Source organism: Mesorhizobium sp. PUT5 (assembly GCF_052216645.1).
Classification (GTDB): Bacteria; Pseudomonadota; Alphaproteobacteria; order Rhizobiales; family Rhizobiaceae; genus Mesorhizobium.
This window is the reverse complement of the sequence record NZ_JBQOSO010000003.1, coordinates 3,063,727-3,081,614: the sequence shown is the minus strand read 5'-3', so window position 1 is coordinate 3,081,614 and position 17,888 is coordinate 3,063,727. Positions and strand designations below refer to the sequence as shown.

17 protein-coding genes are annotated in these 17,888 nt (G+C 67.7%); all 17 read left to right on the top strand.

The window, feature by feature from the left end; genetic code table 11:
* The first annotated feature begins 28 nt into the window (after nucleotides 1-28).
* The gene (mraZ, locus tag ACTDI4_RS16535; RefSeq protein ID WP_442843381.1) at nucleotides 29-487 is read left to right on the top strand and encodes a division/cell wall cluster transcriptional repressor MraZ; all 459 of its coding nucleotides are present in this window, start codon (nucleotides 29-31) and stop codon (nucleotides 485-487) included.
* Entirely contained in the window at nucleotides 484-1,497 is a 1,014-nt protein-coding gene (gene rsmH / locus ACTDI4_RS16530; RefSeq protein WP_442842179.1) for a 16S rRNA (cytosine(1402)-N(4))-methyltransferase RsmH, read from the top strand. Before mraZ ends, rsmH begins: the two co-directional genes overlap by 4 nt.
* Nucleotides 1,498-1,501: 4 nt before the next feature.
* Complete coding sequence (gene ftsL / locus ACTDI4_RS16525) at nucleotides 1,502-1,873, top strand: cell division protein FtsL (RefSeq protein ID WP_442842178.1); 372 nt, start codon at nucleotides 1,502-1,504, stop codon at nucleotides 1,871-1,873.
* On the top strand, nucleotides 1,870-3,576 hold the full coding sequence (locus ACTDI4_RS16520) for a peptidoglycan D,D-transpeptidase FtsI family protein (protein ID WP_442842177.1): 1,707 nt from the start codon (nucleotides 1,870-1,872) through the stop codon (nucleotides 3,574-3,576). Before ftsL ends, ACTDI4_RS16520 begins: the two co-directional genes overlap by 4 nt.
* Before the next feature lie 57 nt (nucleotides 3,577-3,633).
* Nucleotides 3,634-5,082 carry a UDP-N-acetylmuramoyl-L-alanyl-D-glutamate--2,6-diaminopimelate ligase gene (locus ACTDI4_RS16515; protein WP_442842176.1) on the top strand — a complete coding sequence of 483 codons (1,449 nt, stop codon included), beginning with the start codon at nucleotides 3,634-3,636 and terminating at the stop codon, nucleotides 5,080-5,082.
* A complete protein-coding gene (locus tag ACTDI4_RS16510; RefSeq protein WP_442842175.1) occupies nucleotides 5,079-6,527 on the top strand; it encodes a UDP-N-acetylmuramoylalanyl-D-glutamyl-2,6-diaminopimelate--D-alanyl-D-alanine ligase in 1,449 nt (482 codons plus the stop codon). The genes ACTDI4_RS16515 and ACTDI4_RS16510 overlap by 4 nt, the downstream gene beginning before the upstream one ends.
* A 25-nt stretch (nucleotides 6,528-6,552) precedes the next feature.
* Nucleotides 6,553-7,635, top strand: a complete 1,083-nt coding sequence (gene mraY, locus ACTDI4_RS16505) for a phospho-N-acetylmuramoyl-pentapeptide-transferase (protein WP_442842174.1) — start codon at nucleotides 6,553-6,555, stop codon at nucleotides 7,633-7,635.
* Nucleotides 7,636-7,648: 13 nt separating this feature from the next.
* Nucleotides 7,649-9,052 (top strand): UDP-N-acetylmuramoyl-L-alanine--D-glutamate ligase, encoded by a 1,404-nt coding sequence (gene murD / locus ACTDI4_RS16500; protein ID WP_442842173.1) that lies wholly within the window; start codon nucleotides 7,649-7,651, stop codon nucleotides 9,050-9,052.
* Entirely contained in the window at nucleotides 9,052-10,206 is a 1,155-nt protein-coding gene (gene ftsW, locus ACTDI4_RS16495) for a putative lipid II flippase FtsW (RefSeq protein ID WP_442842172.1), read from the top strand. The genes murD and ftsW overlap by 1 nt, the downstream gene beginning before the upstream one ends.
* The gene (gene murG, locus ACTDI4_RS16490; protein WP_442842171.1) at nucleotides 10,207-11,334 is read left to right on the top strand and encodes an undecaprenyldiphospho-muramoylpentapeptide beta-N-acetylglucosaminyltransferase; all 1,128 of its coding nucleotides are present in this window, start codon (nucleotides 10,207-10,209) and stop codon (nucleotides 11,332-11,334) included.
* Nucleotides 11,331-12,737: a UDP-N-acetylmuramate--L-alanine ligase gene (gene murC / locus ACTDI4_RS16485; protein ID WP_442842170.1), complete on the top strand. Its 1,407-nt coding sequence runs from the start codon at nucleotides 11,331-11,333 to the stop codon at nucleotides 12,735-12,737. Before murG ends, murC begins: the two co-directional genes overlap by 4 nt.
* Nucleotides 12,734-13,699, top strand: a complete 966-nt coding sequence (murB, locus tag ACTDI4_RS16480; protein WP_442842169.1) for a UDP-N-acetylmuramate dehydrogenase — start codon at nucleotides 12,734-12,736, stop codon at nucleotides 13,697-13,699. The genes murC and murB overlap by 4 nt, the downstream gene beginning before the upstream one ends.
* Before the next feature lie 69 nt (nucleotides 13,700-13,768).
* Nucleotides 13,769-14,251 (top strand): hypothetical protein, encoded by a 483-nt coding sequence (locus ACTDI4_RS16475; RefSeq protein WP_442842168.1) that lies wholly within the window; start codon nucleotides 13,769-13,771, stop codon nucleotides 14,249-14,251.
* The gene (locus ACTDI4_RS16470; RefSeq protein ID WP_442842167.1) at nucleotides 14,248-14,442 is read left to right on the top strand and encodes a hypothetical protein; all 195 of its coding nucleotides are present in this window, start codon (nucleotides 14,248-14,250) and stop codon (nucleotides 14,440-14,442) included. Before ACTDI4_RS16475 ends, ACTDI4_RS16470 begins: the two co-directional genes overlap by 4 nt.
* A gap of 284 nt (nucleotides 14,443-14,726) precedes the next feature.
* Nucleotides 14,727-15,653: a D-alanine--D-alanine ligase gene (locus ACTDI4_RS16465; RefSeq protein WP_442842166.1), complete on the top strand. Its 927-nt coding sequence runs from the start codon at nucleotides 14,727-14,729 to the stop codon at nucleotides 15,651-15,653.
* Nucleotides 15,641-16,579, top strand: a complete 939-nt coding sequence (locus ACTDI4_RS16460) for a cell division protein FtsQ/DivIB (protein WP_442842165.1) — start codon at nucleotides 15,641-15,643, stop codon at nucleotides 16,577-16,579. The genes ACTDI4_RS16465 and ACTDI4_RS16460 overlap by 13 nt, the downstream gene beginning before the upstream one ends.
* On the top strand, nucleotides 16,576-17,880 hold the full coding sequence (gene ftsA / locus ACTDI4_RS16455; RefSeq protein WP_442842164.1) for a cell division protein FtsA: 1,305 nt from the start codon (nucleotides 16,576-16,578) through the stop codon (nucleotides 17,878-17,880). Before ACTDI4_RS16460 ends, ftsA begins: the two co-directional genes overlap by 4 nt.
* The last annotated feature ends 8 nt before the right edge of the window (nucleotides 17,881-17,888 follow it).

The window sequence follows — 17,888 nt, the reverse complement described above, 5'->3', positions numbered from 1 at the left end:
GCGGCGGCTGAGGCGGCCGCGGTGTTTTATGGACCGTTTCCTGTCGAGCGCTGTGAACAGGATCGACGCCAAGGGGCGGGTCTCGGTGCCGGCACATTTTCGTGCCGTCCTGCAGAAGCGGGGCTATACGGAGCTTTACGCGCTGCGTTGCCTGGATATACCGGCGATGGATGTCGGCGGGCTCGACCTGCTCGACCGCTACGAACAGCGCATCGCGCAGGAAGACCCCTTTCTCCAGACGGCGGACGACATGTCGTTCTTCTGCCATGGCGATGGCGCCTTCCTGAAGCTGGATCAGGACGGCCGCATCACCATGAGCGATTTCATCCGCGCCCACACGGGCATCACCACGGAGGCGGCCTTCGTGGGCCGCGGCACTTTCTTCCAGATGTGGGAGCCGGCGCGGCTCGCCGAATACGGCGCGCAGGCCCGGGCACGGCTGTTGCAGCTTCGGCAGGGGACGAAGCCCGGGGAGCGGCCGGAATGACGGCGGGCCACGGCGATTTTCCAGCCGTTAGCGGACCGGTCCGCCACATTCCGGTCCTCCTTGCCGAGGTGCTGGAGGCGCTGGCGCCCAGGCCGGGCGACGTGATCGTGGACGGCACCTTCGGCGCCGGCGGCTACACGCGCGCGATCCTGGAGGCGGGCGCCTCGGTCGTCGCCATCGATCGCGACCCCGACGCCATCGCCGCCGGGCGCGATATGGAGCGGCAATATCAGGGCCGGCTGCGGCTCGTGGAGGCGCCGTTCTCGACGCTGGACCGGCATGTCGAGGCGGCGGACGGCGTGGTGCTAGACATCGGCGTCTCCTCCATGCAACTCGACGAGGCCGGGCGCGGCTTTTCCTTCCGCGCCGACGGACCGCTGGACATGCGCATGGCGCAGGCCGGGGTGAGCGCGGCCGACGTCGTCAACACCTTCAAGGCGGGCGACCTGGCGCGCATCTTCGGCTTCCTGGGCGAGGAGCGGCATGCCGGCCGCATCGCGCGCATGATCGAGGCGCGCCGTCAGAAGCGGCCGTTCGAGCGCACGCTCGACCTGGCCGATGCCATCGAGACGCATGTCGGGCGCAAGAAGAGCGACAAGATCCATCCGGCCACGCGCGTCTTCCAGGCATTGCGCATCTACGTCAACGACGAACTGGGCGAACTGGCGCATGCGCTATTGGCGGCCGAACGCGTGCTGAAGCCCGGCGGGCGGCTGGCGGTGGTGACGTTCCATTCGCTGGAAGACCGCATCGTCAAGCGCTTCATCGCCGAGCGCTCGGACGCGCCGGCCGGCTCGCGGCACCTGCCGCAGGCGCAGGCGCGCGCTGCGACCCTGCGCCGGCTCGGCGGCGGCGTCACCGCCGGCGAGGCCGAGCTTGCCGCCAACCCGCGCGCGCGCTCGGCCCGGCTGCGCGCGGCCGTGCGCACCGAGGCACCGGCCCGCGATGGCGACCTGTCCGTCTTCGACCTTCCGAAACTGCCCGGCGCCGGCCAGGCTCCAGAGAGGTAAGCACGTGTTCCGAACCAGCGACATCGTCCTCATCGCCGTCATGGTCTCGGCCGCGGCCATGACCTACGCGATCAAACGCGACGCGGAGGAAGAGCGAGCGGCCGTGCGCAGGCTTCAGGCGCAGATCCATACCGAGGAAGACACGATCAACCTGCTCAAGGCCGACTGGAGCCTGCTGACCCAGCCGGCCCGGCTGCAGGCGCTGGTCGAGCGCTACCAGGCCCAACTCGGGCTGGAACCGGTCGATTCCCACCAGATCGTGCAGATCCAGGAACTGCCCATGAAGACGCTGACGATCGAGGACCTCACCGGCGGGCAGATGGTCGAGAACGACAAGCACGACAGGGACCAGGTCGTGACCGGAGCGGTGCGATGATCGGAGCATTCCTGAAGCGGCGTCGCAACGAGGCGGGCGACGACAGGTCGATCATCGTCGACAGCGCGCGCAAGGCCACCGGCGGCCGCGCCAGGACCCGCGTGCTCATGACGATGGCGGTGTTCTTCGGCATCTATGCGACCATCGCCGGGCGGCTGGTCTATTTCGGCTTCCAGGACCCGGACCAGTCCGGACCGCCGGCCAGCCGGGTGACGGCGGCGCGGCCCGACATCGTCGACCGCAACGGCGAGGTGCTGGCCACCGACATCAAGACGTCGTCGCTCTATGCCGAGCCGCGCCACATCGTCGACGCCGACGAGGCGATCGAGAAGCTGGCCACCGTGCTGCCGGAGATCGACTACGAGCAGACCTACCGCAAGCTGAAGAGCGGGGCGGGCTTCGTGTGGCTGCAGCGCCAGCTCACGCCCAAGCAGCAGGCCGAGATCCTGCAACTCGGCATCCCCGGCATAGGCTTCCGCACCGAAAAGCGTCGCTTCTATCCGGCCGGCTCCACGGCCGCCTACATCGTGGGCCTGACCAACATCGACAACCAGGGCATCTCCGGCATGGAGAAATATATCGACAGTCAGGGCCTTTCGGACCTGCAACTGTCGGGCCTTGCCGATCCGAAGGACCTGAACCCGGTCAAGCTGTCCATCGACCTGCGCGTGCAGCATGTGGTGCATGACGAGATCACCACCGGCATGCAGCGCTTCCATGCCATCGCCGCCGGTGCCGTGGTGCTCAGCATCAAGACCGGCGAGGTGCTGGCCATGGCTTCCGTGCCGGACTTCGACCCGAACAATCCCTACAACGCCCAGGACAAGGACCGGCTGAACCGCATGTCGGCCGGCCTCTATGAAATGGGCTCGACCTTCAAGAGCTTCACCACCGCGATGGCGCTGGATTCGGGCAAGGTCTCGCTCGAAAGCCGTTTCGACGCCACGCGCCCGCTGCAGATCGGCCGCCAGACCATCCGCGATTTCCACGGCAAGGGCCGTGTGCTTTCGGTGCCGGAAGTGTTCATCTTTTCGTCCAATATCGGCTCGGCGCGCGAGGCGCTGGCGGTGGGCATAGACGGGCACCGCGAGTTCCTGCATCGCATGGGGCTGCTCGACCGCATGGAGACCGAACTGCCGGAGGTGGCCCGGCCGACCGAGCCGAAAGTGTGGAAACAGGTGCATTCCATCACCGTCGCCTTCGGCCACGGCGTCTCCACCACGCCGCTGCAGACCGCAGTGGGATGTGCTGCCCTGATGAACGGCTTCCTGATGGAGCCCACCTTCCTGATGCGCAGCGCGCAGGAGGCGATGGAAACGGCCAAGCGCGTGGTCAGCGACAAGACCGTCCAGTCCATGCGCTATCTTTACGCGCTCAACGCCGAGAAGGGCTCGGGCCGCAATGCGCGCGTTCCCGGCTATCGCGTGGGCGGCAAGACCGGAACGGCCGAGAAGGTGGTCAACGGGCGCTATTCGAAGGGCAAGAACTTCAACGCCTACGTGGCCGCCTTCCCGATGGACGACCCGCAGTACATCGTGCTGACGATCGCCGACGAGCCGCAGCCGGAAAAGCCGGGCATGGGCGCCACGGCGGCCTCCAATGCCGGCATCATGGCCGGCAACATTATCCGCCGCTCGGCAGCCATGCTTGGCGTCGAGCCAGATTTCAGCCATGAAAATGCTGCAACGCTGGTCTCCTATTGACTGATTCTTGGGCGCGCCGGCGACAGCGCGCCATTTTGTTTCGACGAACGGAATTCGATGAAGCTCAACGATCTAGCCGGTATCCTGCCTGTCGAGGGCCTGTCCGACATTGCGGTCACCGGCATCGCGTCGGATTCGCGCAAGGCGGAGCCGGGCAGCATCTTCTTCGCGCTTTCCGGCACGAAGGCCGATGGCGCCGCCTATGCGCAGGACGCGGTGCGGCGCGGCGCCTCGGCGGTGGTGGCGGCGCCGGGCACGGAGCTTTCCGGCCTGCCGGTGCCGCTGCTGGCCGTGGACGATCCGCGCCACGCTCTGGCGCTGGCCGCAGCGCGCTTCTTTGCCCGGCAGCCGCACACCATGGTGGCCGTGACCGGCACCAGCGGCAAGACCTCCGTGGCCGCCTTCACCCGCCAGATCTGGGAGCAGGCGGGCCTTGCCGCCGCCTCCATCGGCACGACGGGCGTGGTGGCGCCCGGCCGCAGCGAATATGGCTCGCTGACCACGCCCGATCCGGTCGAGCTGCACCGGCTGCTGGCGGAACTGGCCGATGCCGGCGTCACCCACGCCGCCATGGAAGCCTCCAGCCATGGGCTCGACCAGCGCCGGCTTGACGGCGTGCGGCTTGCGGCCGGCGCCTTCACCAATCTCGGCCGCGACCACATGGACTATCATCCGACCGTCGAGGAGTATCACCGCGCCAAGCTGCGCCTGTTCGCTGAACTGCTGCCGAACGGCGCGCCGGCGGTGATCTTCGCCGACGATCCGTGGTCCGCTCCCACCATCGCGGCGGCGCGGGCGGCGGGCCTCGATGTGCTGACGGTGGGCCGGAGCGGCGCCTTCCTCGGGCTCAAGCGCGTCGAGCACGAACGGCACCGCCAGCGCGCCGAGATCGTCCACGCCGGCACGATCCACGAGATAGACCTGCCGCTGGCCGGCGACTTCCAGATCTCCAACGCGCTGGTCGCGGCCGGGCTTGCCATTTCCACCGGAACGCAGGCCCCCATGGCGCTCGCCGCGCTGGAGAAGCTGAAGGGTGCGCCGGGCCGGCTCGACCTGGTGGGCACCACGGGCGACGGCGCGCCGGTCTATGTCGACTATGCCCACAAGCCCGACGCGCTGGAGAACGTGCTGGCCTCTGTGCGGCCCTTCACCACCGGCCGCGTCGTCGTGGTGTTCGGCTGCGGCGGCGACCGCGACCGCGGCAAGAGGCCGATCATGGGCGAGATCGCGACCCGGCTGGCCGATGTCGCCATCGTCACCGACGACAATCCCCGTTCCGAGGTGCCGGCCGAGATCCGGGCCGCCATACTGGCGGCCGCGCCGGGCGCGGTCGAGATCGGCGACCGCCGCCGGGCGATCCGCGAGGCGGTGGCCATGCTGCATGCCGGCGATACGCTGGTGGTGGCCGGCAAGGGCCACGAGGAAGGCCAGACCGTGGGGGCGCAGACCTTGCCCTTCTCGGACCACGAGGAGGTGCGGGCGGCGCTGCGGGAGCGCACGGCATGAGCCTTTTGTGGACATCCGATGCGCTGGTGGAGGCCATGGAGGGCCGCCCGATAGGCGCCATGCCGGCGGGCGTGACCGGCATCTCCATCGACAGCCGCACCCTGAGGCCGGGCGAGGCCTTCTTCGCCATCAAGGGCGAGGCGATGGACGGCCACGATTTCGCGACCGCGGCGATCCGTGCGGGCGCGGGCGTGCTGGTCGTCTCGGAAGACAAGCTCGCCGCGCTCGGCCGGCTGATCGCGCCGATGATCGTGGTTCCGGACGTGCTGGCGGCGCTGGAGAAGCTCGGCGTCGCCGCGCGTGCGCGCACCCAGGCAAGGATCGTTGCCGTCACCGGCTCGGTCGGCAAGACCTCCACCAAGGAAGCGCTGCGCCACGCCCTGTCGGCGGTCGGCAGCGTGCATGCCTCGGACAAGTCGTTCAACAACCATTGGGGCGTGCCGCTGACGCTGGCGCGCATGCCGGCCGATTGCGACTATGCCGTCTTCGAGATCGGCATGAACCATCCCGGAGAGATCCGCCCGCTGGTGAAGATGGTGCGGCCGCATGTGGCGATCGTCACCATGATCGCGCCGGCCCATCTCGGCTTCTTCCGCAACCTGGACGAGATCGCCGAGGCCAAGGCCGAGATATTCGAGGGGCTGGGGCCGGACGGCGTGGCCCTGCTCAACCGCGACGACCCGCGCACCAGGCTGCTGGAAAAGCTGGCGCGCCAGGCGGGCGTGAAGCGCATAGCCACCTTCGGCGAGAATGCGCGGGCGACCTACCGGCTGCTCGACTGCGGGCTGCATGCCGACCATTCCATCATCGCCGTCAAGATCGGCGCCGCCAAGGCCGGCGGCGAGGAGATCGTGGCGCGCATCGGCGCGCCGGGCCGCCACATCGTCCAGAACGCGCTTGCCGTGCTGGGCGCGGCGCATCTGCTGGGGGCCGATCTCACCCGCGTGTCGCTGGCACTGGGCGATCTCGCGGCGGAGCCGGGCCGGGGGCGGCGGCATCTGCTTGCCCATCCGCAGGGGCCCATCGTGGTGATCGACGAAAGCTACAACGCCAATCCCACCTCCATGAAGGCCGCGCTGGCGCTGCTCAAGGCCACGCCGGTGGGCGAGGGCGGGCGGCGCGTCGCCGTGCTCGGCGACATGCTGGAACTGGGCTCCCATTCCGAAAAGCTGCATGCCGCGCTGGCCCCCCTGGTGACGGACGCAGGCGCCGCGCCGGTGCTGCTGGCCGGGCCGCATATGGCCAGCCTCGCCAAGGCGCTGCCGGGGAAAGTGGACGTGACGATCCGCGAAACGGCCGAAGAACTGAAGCCGGTGCTGATGCAGGCGCTGAGGGGCGGGGACGCGGTGGTGGTGAAATCCTCCAAGGGCATCGGCTTCTCGAAGCTGGTCGAGGCGCTGCTGCGGCAATTCCCGGCTGCGGCCGAACCGACAAGAAACACCTGAAACCGGGGCCGGGGACGAAAAACGAATGTTCACGCTTCTCGTCGATTTTGCGGACCATTTTTCGGTCTTCAATGTCTTCCGCTACATCACCTTCCGCACCGGCGGCGCGCTGATCACCTCGGCGCTGATCGTCTTCATATTCGGGCCGGCCATCATCGATTCGCTGCGCATCCGCCAGGGCAAGGGCCAGCCCATCCGCGCCGACGGGCCGCAGACCCATTTCAAGAAGGCCGGCACGCCGACCATGGGCGGGCTGATGATCCTGACCGGCATCATCGTGTCGGCGCTTTTGTGGGCCAACCTTCGCAGCGTCTATGTCTGGGTGGTGCTGCTGGTCACGCTCGGCTTCGGCGCCATCGGCTTCTACGACGACTATCTGAAGGTGACCAAGCAGTCGCATCTCGGCTTTTCGGGCAAGGCGCGGCTGGGGCTGGAGTTCCTCGTCGCGGGCCTTGCCGTGTGGATCATCATGCATGCCGGGCAGGAGCCGTTCTCCTCCTCGCTCACCTTCCCTTTCGCCAAGGAACTGCTGCTCAACCTGGGCTGGTTCTTCATCCCCTTCGGCGCCTTCGTGGTGGTGGGGGCGGGCAACGCCGTCAACCTGACCGACGGGCTGGACGGGCTCGCCATCGTTCCCATCATGATCGCCGCCGCATCCTTCGGCGTCATCGCCTACCTGTCGGGCAACGCCGTGTTCGCGGAATACCTGCAGATCCATTTCGTGCCCGGCACGGGCGAACTGGCGGTGGTGCTCGGCGCGGTGATCGGCGCCGGTCTCGGCTTCCTGTGGTTCAACGCGCCGCCGGCCGCCATCTTCATGGGCGACACCGGCTCGCTGGCGCTGGGCGGCCTGATCGGCACTGTGGCGGTCGCCACCAAGCACGAGATCGTGCTGGCCATCGTCGGCGGCCTGTTCGTGGTGGAAATCTGCTCGGTCATCATCCAAGTGGGCTATTTCAAGATGACGGGCAAGCGCGTATTCCTGATGGCGCCGATCCACCATCATTTCGAGAAGCTTGGCTGGACCGAAAGCCAGGTGGTGATCCGCTTCTGGGTCATTGCGGTGATGCTGGCGCTGATCGGCCTGTCCACGCTCAAGCTCAGATAGGATCTCGGCCGCGATGATCCCCGCAACGTCTTTTTCCGGCAAGCGCGTCGCGCTCTTCGGCCTCGGCGGTTCGGGCACCGCGACCGCCCATTCACTGATTGCCGGGGGCGCCGAGGTGCTGTGCTGGGACGACAATCCCGACAGCGTCGCCAAGGCCGCCGCCGAGGGTATTCCCACCGGCGACCTGCGCGAGGCCGACTGGTCCGGCTTCGCCGCTTTCGTGCTTTCGCCCGGCGTGCCGCTGACGCACCCCAAGCCGCACTGGACGGTCGAACTGGCGCGCGGGGCGGGCGTGGAGGTGATCGGCGACATCGAGTTGTTCTGCCGCGAGCGCAACCGGCAGGCGCGAGACGCACCCTTCATCGCCATCACCGGCACCAACGGCAAGTCCACCACCACGGCGCTGATCGCGCATATACTAAAGACGGCCGGGCGCGACACCCAGATGGGCGGCAATATCGGCCGCGCGGTGATGACGCTCGATCCGCCGGAGCCGCAGCGCCACTATGTGGTGGAATGCTCCTCCTACCAGATCGACTTGGCCCCCTCGATCAACCCGACCGCCGGCGTGCTGCTCAACCTCACGCCCGACCATCTCGACCGCCACGGCACCATGCAGCACTACGCTTCGATCAAGGAGCGGCTGGTGGCGGGCTCCGACACGGCGATCGTGGGCGTCGACGACGCCTATTGCGTCCAGATCGCGGACCGGCTGGAAAGCGTCGGCAAGCAGGTGGTGCGCATCTCCAAGCGCCTGCCGCTGACCGACGGCTATTTCGCGGCCGGCACCGACCTGATGGAGGCGGTGGACGGCCGTTACAGCCGGATCGCCTTCCTGGAGGACATCGGCTCGCTGCGCGGCCAGCACAATGCGCAGAACGCGCTCGCCGCCGTGGCGGCCTGCCTGAAGGTCGGGCTGGAACTGGGCGAGATCCAGAAGGGGCTGGAAAGCTTTCCCGGCCTGGCGCACCGCATGGAGCAGGTGGCCAGAAAGGGCCATGTGCTGTTCGTCAACGATTCCAAGGCCACCAACGCCGATGCGGCGGCGCCGGCGCTGTCCAGCTTCGGCCGCATCTACTGGATCGCCGGCGGCCTGCCCAAGGAAGGCGGCATCGAGCCGCTGCGCGGCTTCTTCCCGCGCATCGTCAAGGCCTATCTGATCGGCGAGGCCGCGCCCGCCTTCGCGGCCACGCTCGGCGAGGCGGTGCCCTACGAGATTTCCGGCACGCTGGCGGCGGCGGTCGACCATGCCGCGCGCGAGGCCGCCAAGGATGGCGGCAAGGAGGAGGCGGTGGTGCTGCTTTCGCCGGCCTGCGCCAGTTTCGACCAGTTCCGGAACTTCGAGCTGCGCGGCGAAGCCTTCAGGCAAGCCGTGGCTGCTATAGAGGGCGTGACGTTGATTGGAGGGGCACGATAATGCAGAGCCGTCTCGACACAAGCCCGGTCTCGACATGGTGGTGGACCGTCGACCGCTGGTTCCTCGCCGCGTTCCTGTCGCTGATGGGGCTGGGCATAGTCCTGTCCTTCGCCGCCAGCCCGGCGGTGGCGCAGCGCATCGGTCTCGACGCGTTCCACTTCGCCACGCGCCAGATCATCTTCACCATACCGGCCCTGGGCGTGATGCTGGCGGTCTCGTTTCTCGACGTACGCCAGATCCGGCGGCTCGCCATCGTCATGCTCGTCGTGATGCTGGTGCTGATGGTGGCCGTGCTCTATGTCGGCGTCGAGGTGAAGGGCGCGCGGCGCTGGGTGTCGCTGGCGGGGCTTTCGATCCAGCCTTCCGAATTCCTCAAGCCGGCCTTCGTCATCATCTGCGCCTGGCTGTTCGCCGAGCACAGGCGCCAGCCCGACATACCCGGCAACCTGTTCGCCATGATCCTGCTCGGCCTCGTGGTGTCGCTGCTGGTGGCGCAGCCGGATTTCGGCCAGACCATGCTGGTGGTCGGCACCTGGGGCGTCATGTTCTTCATGGCCGGCCTGCCGTGGTTCTGGATCATCCTGCTTGGCGCCACCGGCGTCGTCGGCGTGTTCGCCGCCTACGAGATGCTGCCGCACGTCGCCGGGCGCATCGACCGCTTCATGACGGGCGAGGGCGACACCTTCCAGGTGGACATGGGCCGCGAGGCGCTCATCAACGGCGGCTGGTTCGGCCTTGGGCCGGGCGAGGGTACGATCAAGCGCGTCATCCCCGACAGCCACGCGGACTTCGTGTTCTCCGTCGCGGGCGAGGAATACGGGCTCGTGCTGTGCTTCTTCATCATGCTGATCTTCGCCTTCATCGTGCTGCGCGGGCTGAACACGGCCCTGAAGGAGCAGGACGAGTTCAGCCGCTATGCGATAGGCGGGCTGGTGACCGTGTTCGGCCTGCAGTCCATCATCAACATGTGCGTCAATCTGCAGCTCATGCCGGCCAAGGGCATGACGCTGCCCTTCATTTCCTATGGCGGCTCCTCGCAGATCGCCATCGCGCTATCCATGGGCATGGTGCTGGCGCTGACGCGCAAGAAGCCGCAGCGACGCAAGCAGATCGGCCTCGGCGGTTTCGCCCAGCACACGATGCCGGCCGAATAGATGGCGAAGGGGGTCGTTCTACTCGCGGCCGGGGGGACCGGCGGGCATCTTTTTCCCGCCGAGGCGCTGGCCCACGAGCTTGCCGAGCGGGGATGGTCGGTGCATCTGGCCACCGACGACCGCGCCGAGCGTTTCACGGCGCGCTTCCCGGCCGACGCCATCCATCGTATCCGCTCCGCGACCATCGGCTCGAAGAATCCTTTTGCCCTGGCCGGCGCGGTGCTGAACATCTGGCGCGGGGTGAGGCAGGCCTCGCGCGTGATCCACAGGATCAAGCCCCAGGCCGTGGTCGGCTTCGGCGGCTATCCGACGCTGCCGCCCGTCTATGCCGCAACGCGGCGCCGCGTGCCCACCATCATCCACGAGCAGAACGCAGTGATGGGCCGAGCCAACAAGGCGCTGTCGACCCGCGTCACCGCCATCGCCGGCGGCTTCCTGCCCGAGGACGAGAGCCCCGCCGGCCTGAAGACGGTGATGACCGGCAATCCGGTCCGCCCGCAGGTGCTTGAGGCGGCGAAGACGCCCTATGCGCCTTCGGCCGGGGAAGAACCCTTCCGGCTCCTGGTGTTCGGCGGCAGCCAGGGCGCGAAGTTCTTCTCCGATGCCGTGCCGCCGGCCATCGCGCTGCTGCCCCCGGCACAGCGCAAGCGTCTCCTCGTCACCCAGCAGGCGCGCGCGGACGACGTCGTGCGCGTCAAGGCGGCCTATGGCGAACTGGGCATCGAGGCGCAGGTGCTGCCCTTCTTCACCGACATGGCCGAGCGCCTGGCGGCGGCCCATCTGGTGATCTCGCGCTCGGGCGCCTCGACGGTGTCGGAAATCGCCGCCATCGGCCGGCCGGCGCTGCTGGTGCCCTATCCCTTCGCGCTCGACCACGACCAGGCGGCCAATGCCGCTGCCCTTGCCGCGGCGGGAGGGGCAAGGGTGCTGCCGCAATCGACCCTGTCGCCGCAGGCCCTGGCGGAGCTGATCGGGCCGCTGATGGCCGGCTCGGAGGAACTGGCGGGCATGGCGGCGGCGGCGAAGTCGGCTGGGCGGCCGGACGCCGCGCGGTTGCTCGGCAACCTCACAGAGGCTATTGCGTCGGGCATATCGGTTGAGGACTTCAGGAAGGAAGCGCGCGCATGAAGATGCCGCAGACCATCGGCCTCGTGCATTTCATCGGCATCGGCGGCATCGGCATGAGCGGCATCGCCGAGGTGCTGCACAATCTCGGCTACCGGGTGCAGGGCTCGGACCAGGCCGACGGCGCCAATGTGCAGCGCTTGCGCGAGAAGGGCATCGAGTGCTTCGTCGGCCACCGGGCCGAGAATCTCGGCGACGCCGAGGTGGTGGTGGTGTCCACCGCCATCAGGAAATCCAACCCGGAACTGGCGGCCGCGCGTGAAAAACTTCTGCCGGTGGTGCGGCGGGCCGAGATGCTGGCCGAACTGATGCGCTTCCGCCAGGCGGTGGCGATCGGCGGCACCCACGGCAAGACCACCACCACCTCCATGGTAGCGGCGCTGCTGGAGGCGGGCGGGCTCGACCCCACCGTCATCAATGGCGGCATCATCAACGCCTACGGCACCAACGCCCGCATGGGCGACGGCGAATGGATGGTGGTGGAGGCCGACGAAAGCGACGGCACCTTCCTCAAGCTGCCGGCCGACATCGCTGTCATCACCAACATCGATCCCGAGCATCTCGACCATTACGGCTCCTTCGACCATGTGCGCGACGCCTTTCGCCAGTTCGTCGAGAACGTGCCTTTCTACGGCTTCGGCGTCATGTGCACGGACCATCCGGAGGTTCAGGCGCTGGTCGGGCGCATCGAGGACCGGCGCGTCGTCACCTATGGCGGCAACGCGCAGGCGGACGTGCGCTTCACCAACCACCGCATGGACGGCGCGGCTTCCGAATTCGACGTGGCGATCCGCAACCGCAAGGGCGGCGGCGAAACGGTGATCTCCGGCCTGCGACTGCCCATGCCGGGCCGTCACAACGTGTCCAACGCCACGGCGGCGATCGCCGTCGCGCACGAGCTGGGCATCCCGCCCGAGGCGATCAGGAAGGGCCTGTCGGCCTTCGGCGGCGTCAAGCGGCGCTTCACGCATACCGGCGCCTGGAACGGAGTCGAGGTGTTCGACGACTACGGCCACCATCCGGTCGAGATCAAGGCGGTGCTGAGGGCCGCGCGCGAGGCCGCCAAGGGGCGCGTCATCGCCGTCGCCCAGCCGCACCGCTTTACGCGGCTGCACGACCTGTTCGACGACTTTGCGTCCTGCTTCAACGATGCCGACACGGTGATGGTGGCGCCCGTCTACCCGGCCGGCGAGGAGCCGATCGAGGGCGCGACGTCGGACGCGCTGGTGGCGCGCATCCGCGCCGGCGGCCATCGCGACGCCCGCTACATCGAGGGACCGGCGGCGGTGACGCCGGCCGTGCGCGAATTGGCGAAGCCTGGCGACTTCGTCGTCTTCCTCGGCGCCGGCAACATCACCCAGTGGGCCTACGCGCTGCCGAAGGAACTCAACGAGGCCGCGACGTGACGCGCGGCGCGCGGCTGCTCGAAAAGCTGGGCGACAGGCTTTCCGGCTTGCGCGGCCGCGTCACGCCAGACGCGGAGATGGAGAAGATCACCTGGTTCCGCGCCGGCGGGCCGGCCGATGCGCTGTTCCAGCCGGCCGACGAGGAAGACCTAGCGGCCTTCCTGCGCGCGGTGCCGCAGGACGTCCCGGTGATGGTGGTCGGCATCGGCTCCAACCTGCTGGTGCGCGAAGGCGGCATTCCCGGTTTCGTGGTGCGGCTGTCGGCCAAGGGCTTCGGCGAAGCGGAGGCGCTCTCGGAAACCCGCATCCGGGCCGGCGCGGCGACGCCGGACAAGCGGCTTGCCGCCGTGGCGCTCGAGGCCGGCATCGGCGGCTTCCATTTCTACCATGGCATTCCCGGCGCCGTCGGTGGCGCGCTGCGCATGAATGCGGGCGCCAACGGCGTGGAGACGCACGAGCGCGTGGTAGAGGTGCGCGCGCTCGACCGCCGGGGCGAGCTGCATGTGCTTTCCAACGCGCAGATGGGCTATGCCTACCGCCACTCGTCGGCGCCCGCCGACTTGATCTTCACCTCCGCGCTGTTCGAAGGCTACCGGCAGGACAGGGACGAGATCCGCGCGGCGATGGATGCCGTGCAGCACCACCGCGAGACGGTCCAGCCGATCCGCGAGAAGACGGGCGGCTCGACCTTCAAGAACCCCGAAGGCTCCTCGGCCTGGAAGGAGATCGACAGGGCCGGCTGCCGCGGCCTGATGGTGGGGGGCGCGCAGATGTCGCCCCTGCATTGCAACTTCATGATCAACACCGGCTCCGCCACCGGCTACGACCTCGAATATCTGGGCGAGACGGTGCGTGCCCGCGTGCTGGAAACCTCCGGCATCCGCCTGCATTGGGAGATCAAACGCATCGGCGAGTTCCGTCCCGGCCGCGAGGTGCAGGAGTTCCTCGGCCAGTTGCTCTGAGGCCGCCCGAGTTGCTTTAGCGGCAGCGGGATGTAGTATGCCTCCGGTTCCATGATCGCCGGGGGATGCATGGACATTGAAAGCGTCCTGCTGGAACTGGAGCGTGCGGCGGCGCAGCGGCCTGACGTCGCAGGGCTGCGCGAGGTTCGCAAGCTGCTCTACAGCGCCGAGTTCTCGCTGCAGCTTGCCGAGCATCTCGACCGTCACCACAATCGCCCGCTCGAAGCCTTGGCCCAGTTGAAGGAGAGGCTGCAACTGATCGGGGCGGCGTTTCGTGATCTGGAGGCGGAACGTAAGTCCTACCAGACGGCTGTCCGTGCCCTGGCCATGGGAGGTGGAGCGACCATATCCGCGGGCGCCGTCGTCGCGGCCCTGACCACAGCCATTTTCCCGCCGGCGGGCATGGCGGCGTTTGCGGTCGGCCTCGTCTGTGCCGGGAAGGGCTATCTCGAGGACCGCAATTTGGCGGCGGAACTCTCCGCACTACATGATATAGTGACGACGGTGGACAAGCTCATCGACCGCATAGACAACAAGGGCCAACTGCGATGATCGAATCTTTTTTCCAAAGCCCGGTGAGTTTGACCCTTGCGGTGATTGCGATCGTCTATGCCGCAGGCGTCGTCTGGCTGTTCCGGTCCCATGGCACGTCGAGTACCGTCTATCGTCATTTCATGAACATCAATCGCGAGTTCGAAGCGCGCGCTGAAAAACGCCGCCGGGTTCCCAAAAGCTCATCCTGACGCGCGTTCGCGATTTGCCGGAAGCGTTCGGCGCGAGGTTTGGCCGGCCTCGCTTCCCGCGCTCCCGCATTTTTCGCCGCGATTTTCTTACAAAGTGAATCTCTCGGAATCATAAGGACTTGCCACGGAATCAACTCTCTGATTCTTTGGGGTCGAGGCGTTTCCTGATTTGAGTCGTTCGGGCGCGTGGGGCGCGGTTCCGTCTGGCAGGCACTGTCTGCCGGGAGGCTCGATTCAAATCCGGGAAACACGCGTATGAACCCGCCGAAAGGGGATGACGGGGGATGAAAGACAAGCATGTGGCTGTTCTCATGGGCGGCTTCTCGTCCGAGCGGCCAGTGTCGCTTTCTTCCGGCGCGGCCTGCGCCGATGCGCTCGAGGGCGAGGGCTATCGCGTCACCCGCGTCGATGTCGGCCGCAACGTCGGGGCTGTGCTTTCCGAGCTGAAGCCGGATGTCGCCTTCAATGCCTTGCATGGCCCCTTCGGCGAGGACGGCACCATCCAGGGCATCCTCGAATATCTGGCCATTCCCTACACGCATTCGGGCGTGCTGGCCTCGGCGCTGGCCATGAACAAGGCACAGGCCAAGACGATCGCCAGGGCGGCGGGTATCCCGGTCGCGGAATCGAAGGTGCTCGACCGCTTCTCGATCCGGGACGTCCACCCGATGAAGCCGCCCTATGTGGTCAAGCCGGTCAACGAAGGGTCGAGCTTCGGCGTTGTGATCGTCCAGGAAGGGCAATCGCATCCGCCCCAGGTGATTTCTTCGCCGGACTGGAAATATGGCGACGGCGTCCTGGTCGAGCGCTATGTTCCCGGGCGCGAACTGACCTGTGCGGTGATGGGCGATGTGGCGCTCGGGGTCTGCGAGATCATCCCGACGGGCCATTCCTTCTACGATTACGACTCGAAATACGTGCCGGGGGGCTCAAAACACGAAACCCCCGCGAAAGTTTCACCGAATATTTACCAAAAAATACAGACACTGGCGCTCAAGGCTCATCAAGCGATTGGGTGCCGGGGCGTGTCCCGGTCGGACTTCCGCTGCGACGACCGCCATTCCGAAAATGGCGAAGTCGTGTGGCTGGAGATCAATACCCAGCCGGGCATGACGCCGACGTCTCTGGTGCCTGAAATCGCCGCGCATGCAGGGCATACGTTCGGCGATCTGTTGAGTTGGATGGTGGAGGACGCTTCGTGTCAGCGTTGAGGCGGGGTTATGGCGGCAGAAGGGGTGCGGGTGCGCGCGGCCTTTCCGGCGCGCCCTTCTCGTTCGGCGGTTTCGTGCTGCCGCGCTGGCTACGCCGCCCTGTGCGCCTGCTTGCGCGCCTGGGCGCGGGCGACCTCCAGGCGCCGCCCTTCGCCGCCACCGCGCTTTCGGCCGCCTTCCTTGCCTCCAGCCTGGCCTATGGCGGCTATGTCGGCGGCAATCTCGACGGTTTCGTGCAGGGCGTCACGGCGCGCACCGGCTTCGCCGTCGACCAGATCAAGGTGGTGGGCAATCGCGAGACCTCGGAGATCGACATCCTCGACAAGCTGGACCTCGACGGCTGGACCTCGCTGATCGGCTTCGACGCCGAGGCCGCGCGCGAGCGGGTCGCCACCCTGCCATGGGTCGAGGGCGCCGCCGTGCGCAAGGTCTATCCGCACACGCTGGAGGTCCGCATCGAGGAGCGCCAGCCCTTCGCGCTGTGGCAACAGGAGGCGCTGGTGTCGGTGATCGAGCGCGACGGCCGCGTCATCGCGCCCTATACGGGCGGCAACCAGGCGATGCTGCCGCTGCTCGTCGGCTCCGGCGCGCCCATGCACGGGCCCGAGTTCCTCGACAAGGTCGCCCGCCATGGCGAGCTTGCCGGCCGCGTGCGGGGCTATGTGCGGGTCGGCGAACGGCGCTGGGATCTGAAACTGGATAACGGCATCACCGTGAAGCTGCCCGAGGACGGGGTCGAGGCCGCGCTCGCCGAACTGGTCAGGCTGGACCGCGAGCAGTCGCTGCTGTCGCGCGACATCGTCGCCGTGGACATGCGCATCCCCGAAAGGATGGCGCTGGAGCTGACGCCGGAGGCCGTCAAGGCACGCCAGGCGGCGTTGAAGGCGCAGGGGCTTTCGAAGCGCAAGCCGGAGCAGAGGACATGAGCTGGCTGGGCGGCAATGGCGATGCGGTGCGCCGTTCCGGCGTGCTGACGGTGCTGGATGTCGGCTCCAGCAAGGTCTGCTGCATGGTGGCCAAGCTGCAGCCGCGCGAGAGCGGCACGCTGTTGCGCGGGCGCTCGCACCGCATCCAGGTGATCGGCATCGGTCACCAGAAGTCGCATGGGGTGAAGTCGGGCGTGGTGGTCGATCTCGACCGCGCCGAGCATGCCGTGCGGCTGGCCGTCGACGCGGCCGAGCGCATGGCCGGACTTACCGTCGATTCGCTGATCGTCAACGTGACCGCGGGGCGGCTGCGCAGCGAGGTCTTCTCGGCCACCATCAATCTCGGCGGCCATGAGGTCGACGAGGCCGACATAAGGCGCGTGCTTTCCGCCGGCGCCAAGCAGGCGCTGAAAGCGGAGCGCGAGGTGGTGCATTCGCTGCCAGTCGGCTTTTCGCTGGACGCCGAGCGCGGCGTGCGCGACCCGCGCGGCATGGTGGGCGACACGCTGGGCGTGGACATGCACGTCATGACCGCCGATTCGGCGCCGATGCGCAATCTGGAGCTGGCCATCAACCGCTCGCACCTGTCGGTCGAGCGCCTGGTGGCGACGCCCTATGCCAGCGGCCTGGCCGCGCTGGTGGACGACGAGCTGGAAATGGGCGCGGCCTGCATCGACATGGGCGGCGGCACCACCACCATCTCCATCTTCAACGAAGGCCGCTTCGTGCATGGAAGCGCGCTTCCCATCGGCGGCAACCACGTCACGCTCGATCTCGCCAAGGGCCTGTCCACCTCGCTGGAGGCGGCCGAGCGGCTGAAGGTCATGCACGGCTCGGCACTGCCCGGCAGCGCCGATGACCGCGACCTCGTCACCATCCAGCCGATCGGCGAGGAAGGCGAGGCGCCGCTGCAGGTGCCGCGCGCGGTGATGACGCGCATCATACGCGCCCGCATCGAGGAGACGCTGGAAATGCTGCGCGAGCGGCTCAACAGGTCCGGCTACGGCAATGCCGCGGGCAAGCGCGTGGTGCTGACCGGCGGCGCGAGCCAGCTTTCGGGCCTGCCGGAGGCGGCGCGGCGCATCCTGGGACGCAATGTGCGCATCGGCCGCCCGCTCGGTGTGGCGGGCCTGCCGGAGGCGGCGAAGGGACCCGCCTTTTCGGCGGCGATCGGCCTGATGATCTATCCGCAGATGGCCGCGTTCGAGAGCGGGTCTGCGCGCGGAATGTTCAGTCTGAAAATGACGGGAACGGGCGGGAGACTGCATCGTGTGAGTCAGTGGTTGAGAGACAGTTTCTAATATCGGCG

Coding starts and splice junctions, on each gene's coding strand:
- murG (WP_442842171.1), top strand. CDS start 10,207: ATGGCGAAGGGGGTCGTTCTACTCGCGGCCGGGGGGACCGGCGGGCAT.
- ACTDI4_RS16510 (WP_442842175.1), top strand. CDS start 5,079: ATGAGCCTTTTGTGGACATCCGATGCGCTGGTGGAGGCCATGGAGGGC.
- ACTDI4_RS16465 (WP_442842166.1), top strand. CDS start 14,727: ATGAAAGACAAGCATGTGGCTGTTCTCATGGGCGGCTTCTCGTCCGAG.
- ACTDI4_RS16515 (WP_442842176.1), top strand. CDS start 3,634: ATGAAGCTCAACGATCTAGCCGGTATCCTGCCTGTCGAGGGCCTGTCC.
- ftsW (WP_442842172.1), top strand. CDS start 9,052: ATGCAGAGCCGTCTCGACACAAGCCCGGTCTCGACATGGTGGTGGACC.
- rsmH (WP_442842179.1), top strand. CDS start 484: ATGACGGCGGGCCACGGCGATTTTCCAGCCGTTAGCGGACCGGTCCGC.
- ftsA (WP_442842164.1), top strand. CDS start 16,576: ATGAGCTGGCTGGGCGGCAATGGCGATGCGGTGCGCCGTTCCGGCGTG.
- mraY (WP_442842174.1), top strand. CDS start 6,553: ATGTTCACGCTTCTCGTCGATTTTGCGGACCATTTTTCGGTCTTCAAT.
- murC (WP_442842170.1), top strand. CDS start 11,331: ATGAAGATGCCGCAGACCATCGGCCTCGTGCATTTCATCGGCATCGGC.
- ACTDI4_RS16520 (WP_442842177.1), top strand. CDS start 1,870: ATGATCGGAGCATTCCTGAAGCGGCGTCGCAACGAGGCGGGCGACGAC.
- ACTDI4_RS16475 (WP_442842168.1), top strand. CDS start 13,769: ATGGACATTGAAAGCGTCCTGCTGGAACTGGAGCGTGCGGCGGCGCAG.
- murD (WP_442842173.1), top strand. CDS start 7,649: ATGATCCCCGCAACGTCTTTTTCCGGCAAGCGCGTCGCGCTCTTCGGC.
- mraZ (WP_442843381.1), top strand. CDS start 29: ATGGACCGTTTCCTGTCGAGCGCTGTGAACAGGATCGACGCCAAGGGG.
- ACTDI4_RS16470 (WP_442842167.1), top strand. CDS start 14,248: ATGATCGAATCTTTTTTCCAAAGCCCGGTGAGTTTGACCCTTGCGGTG.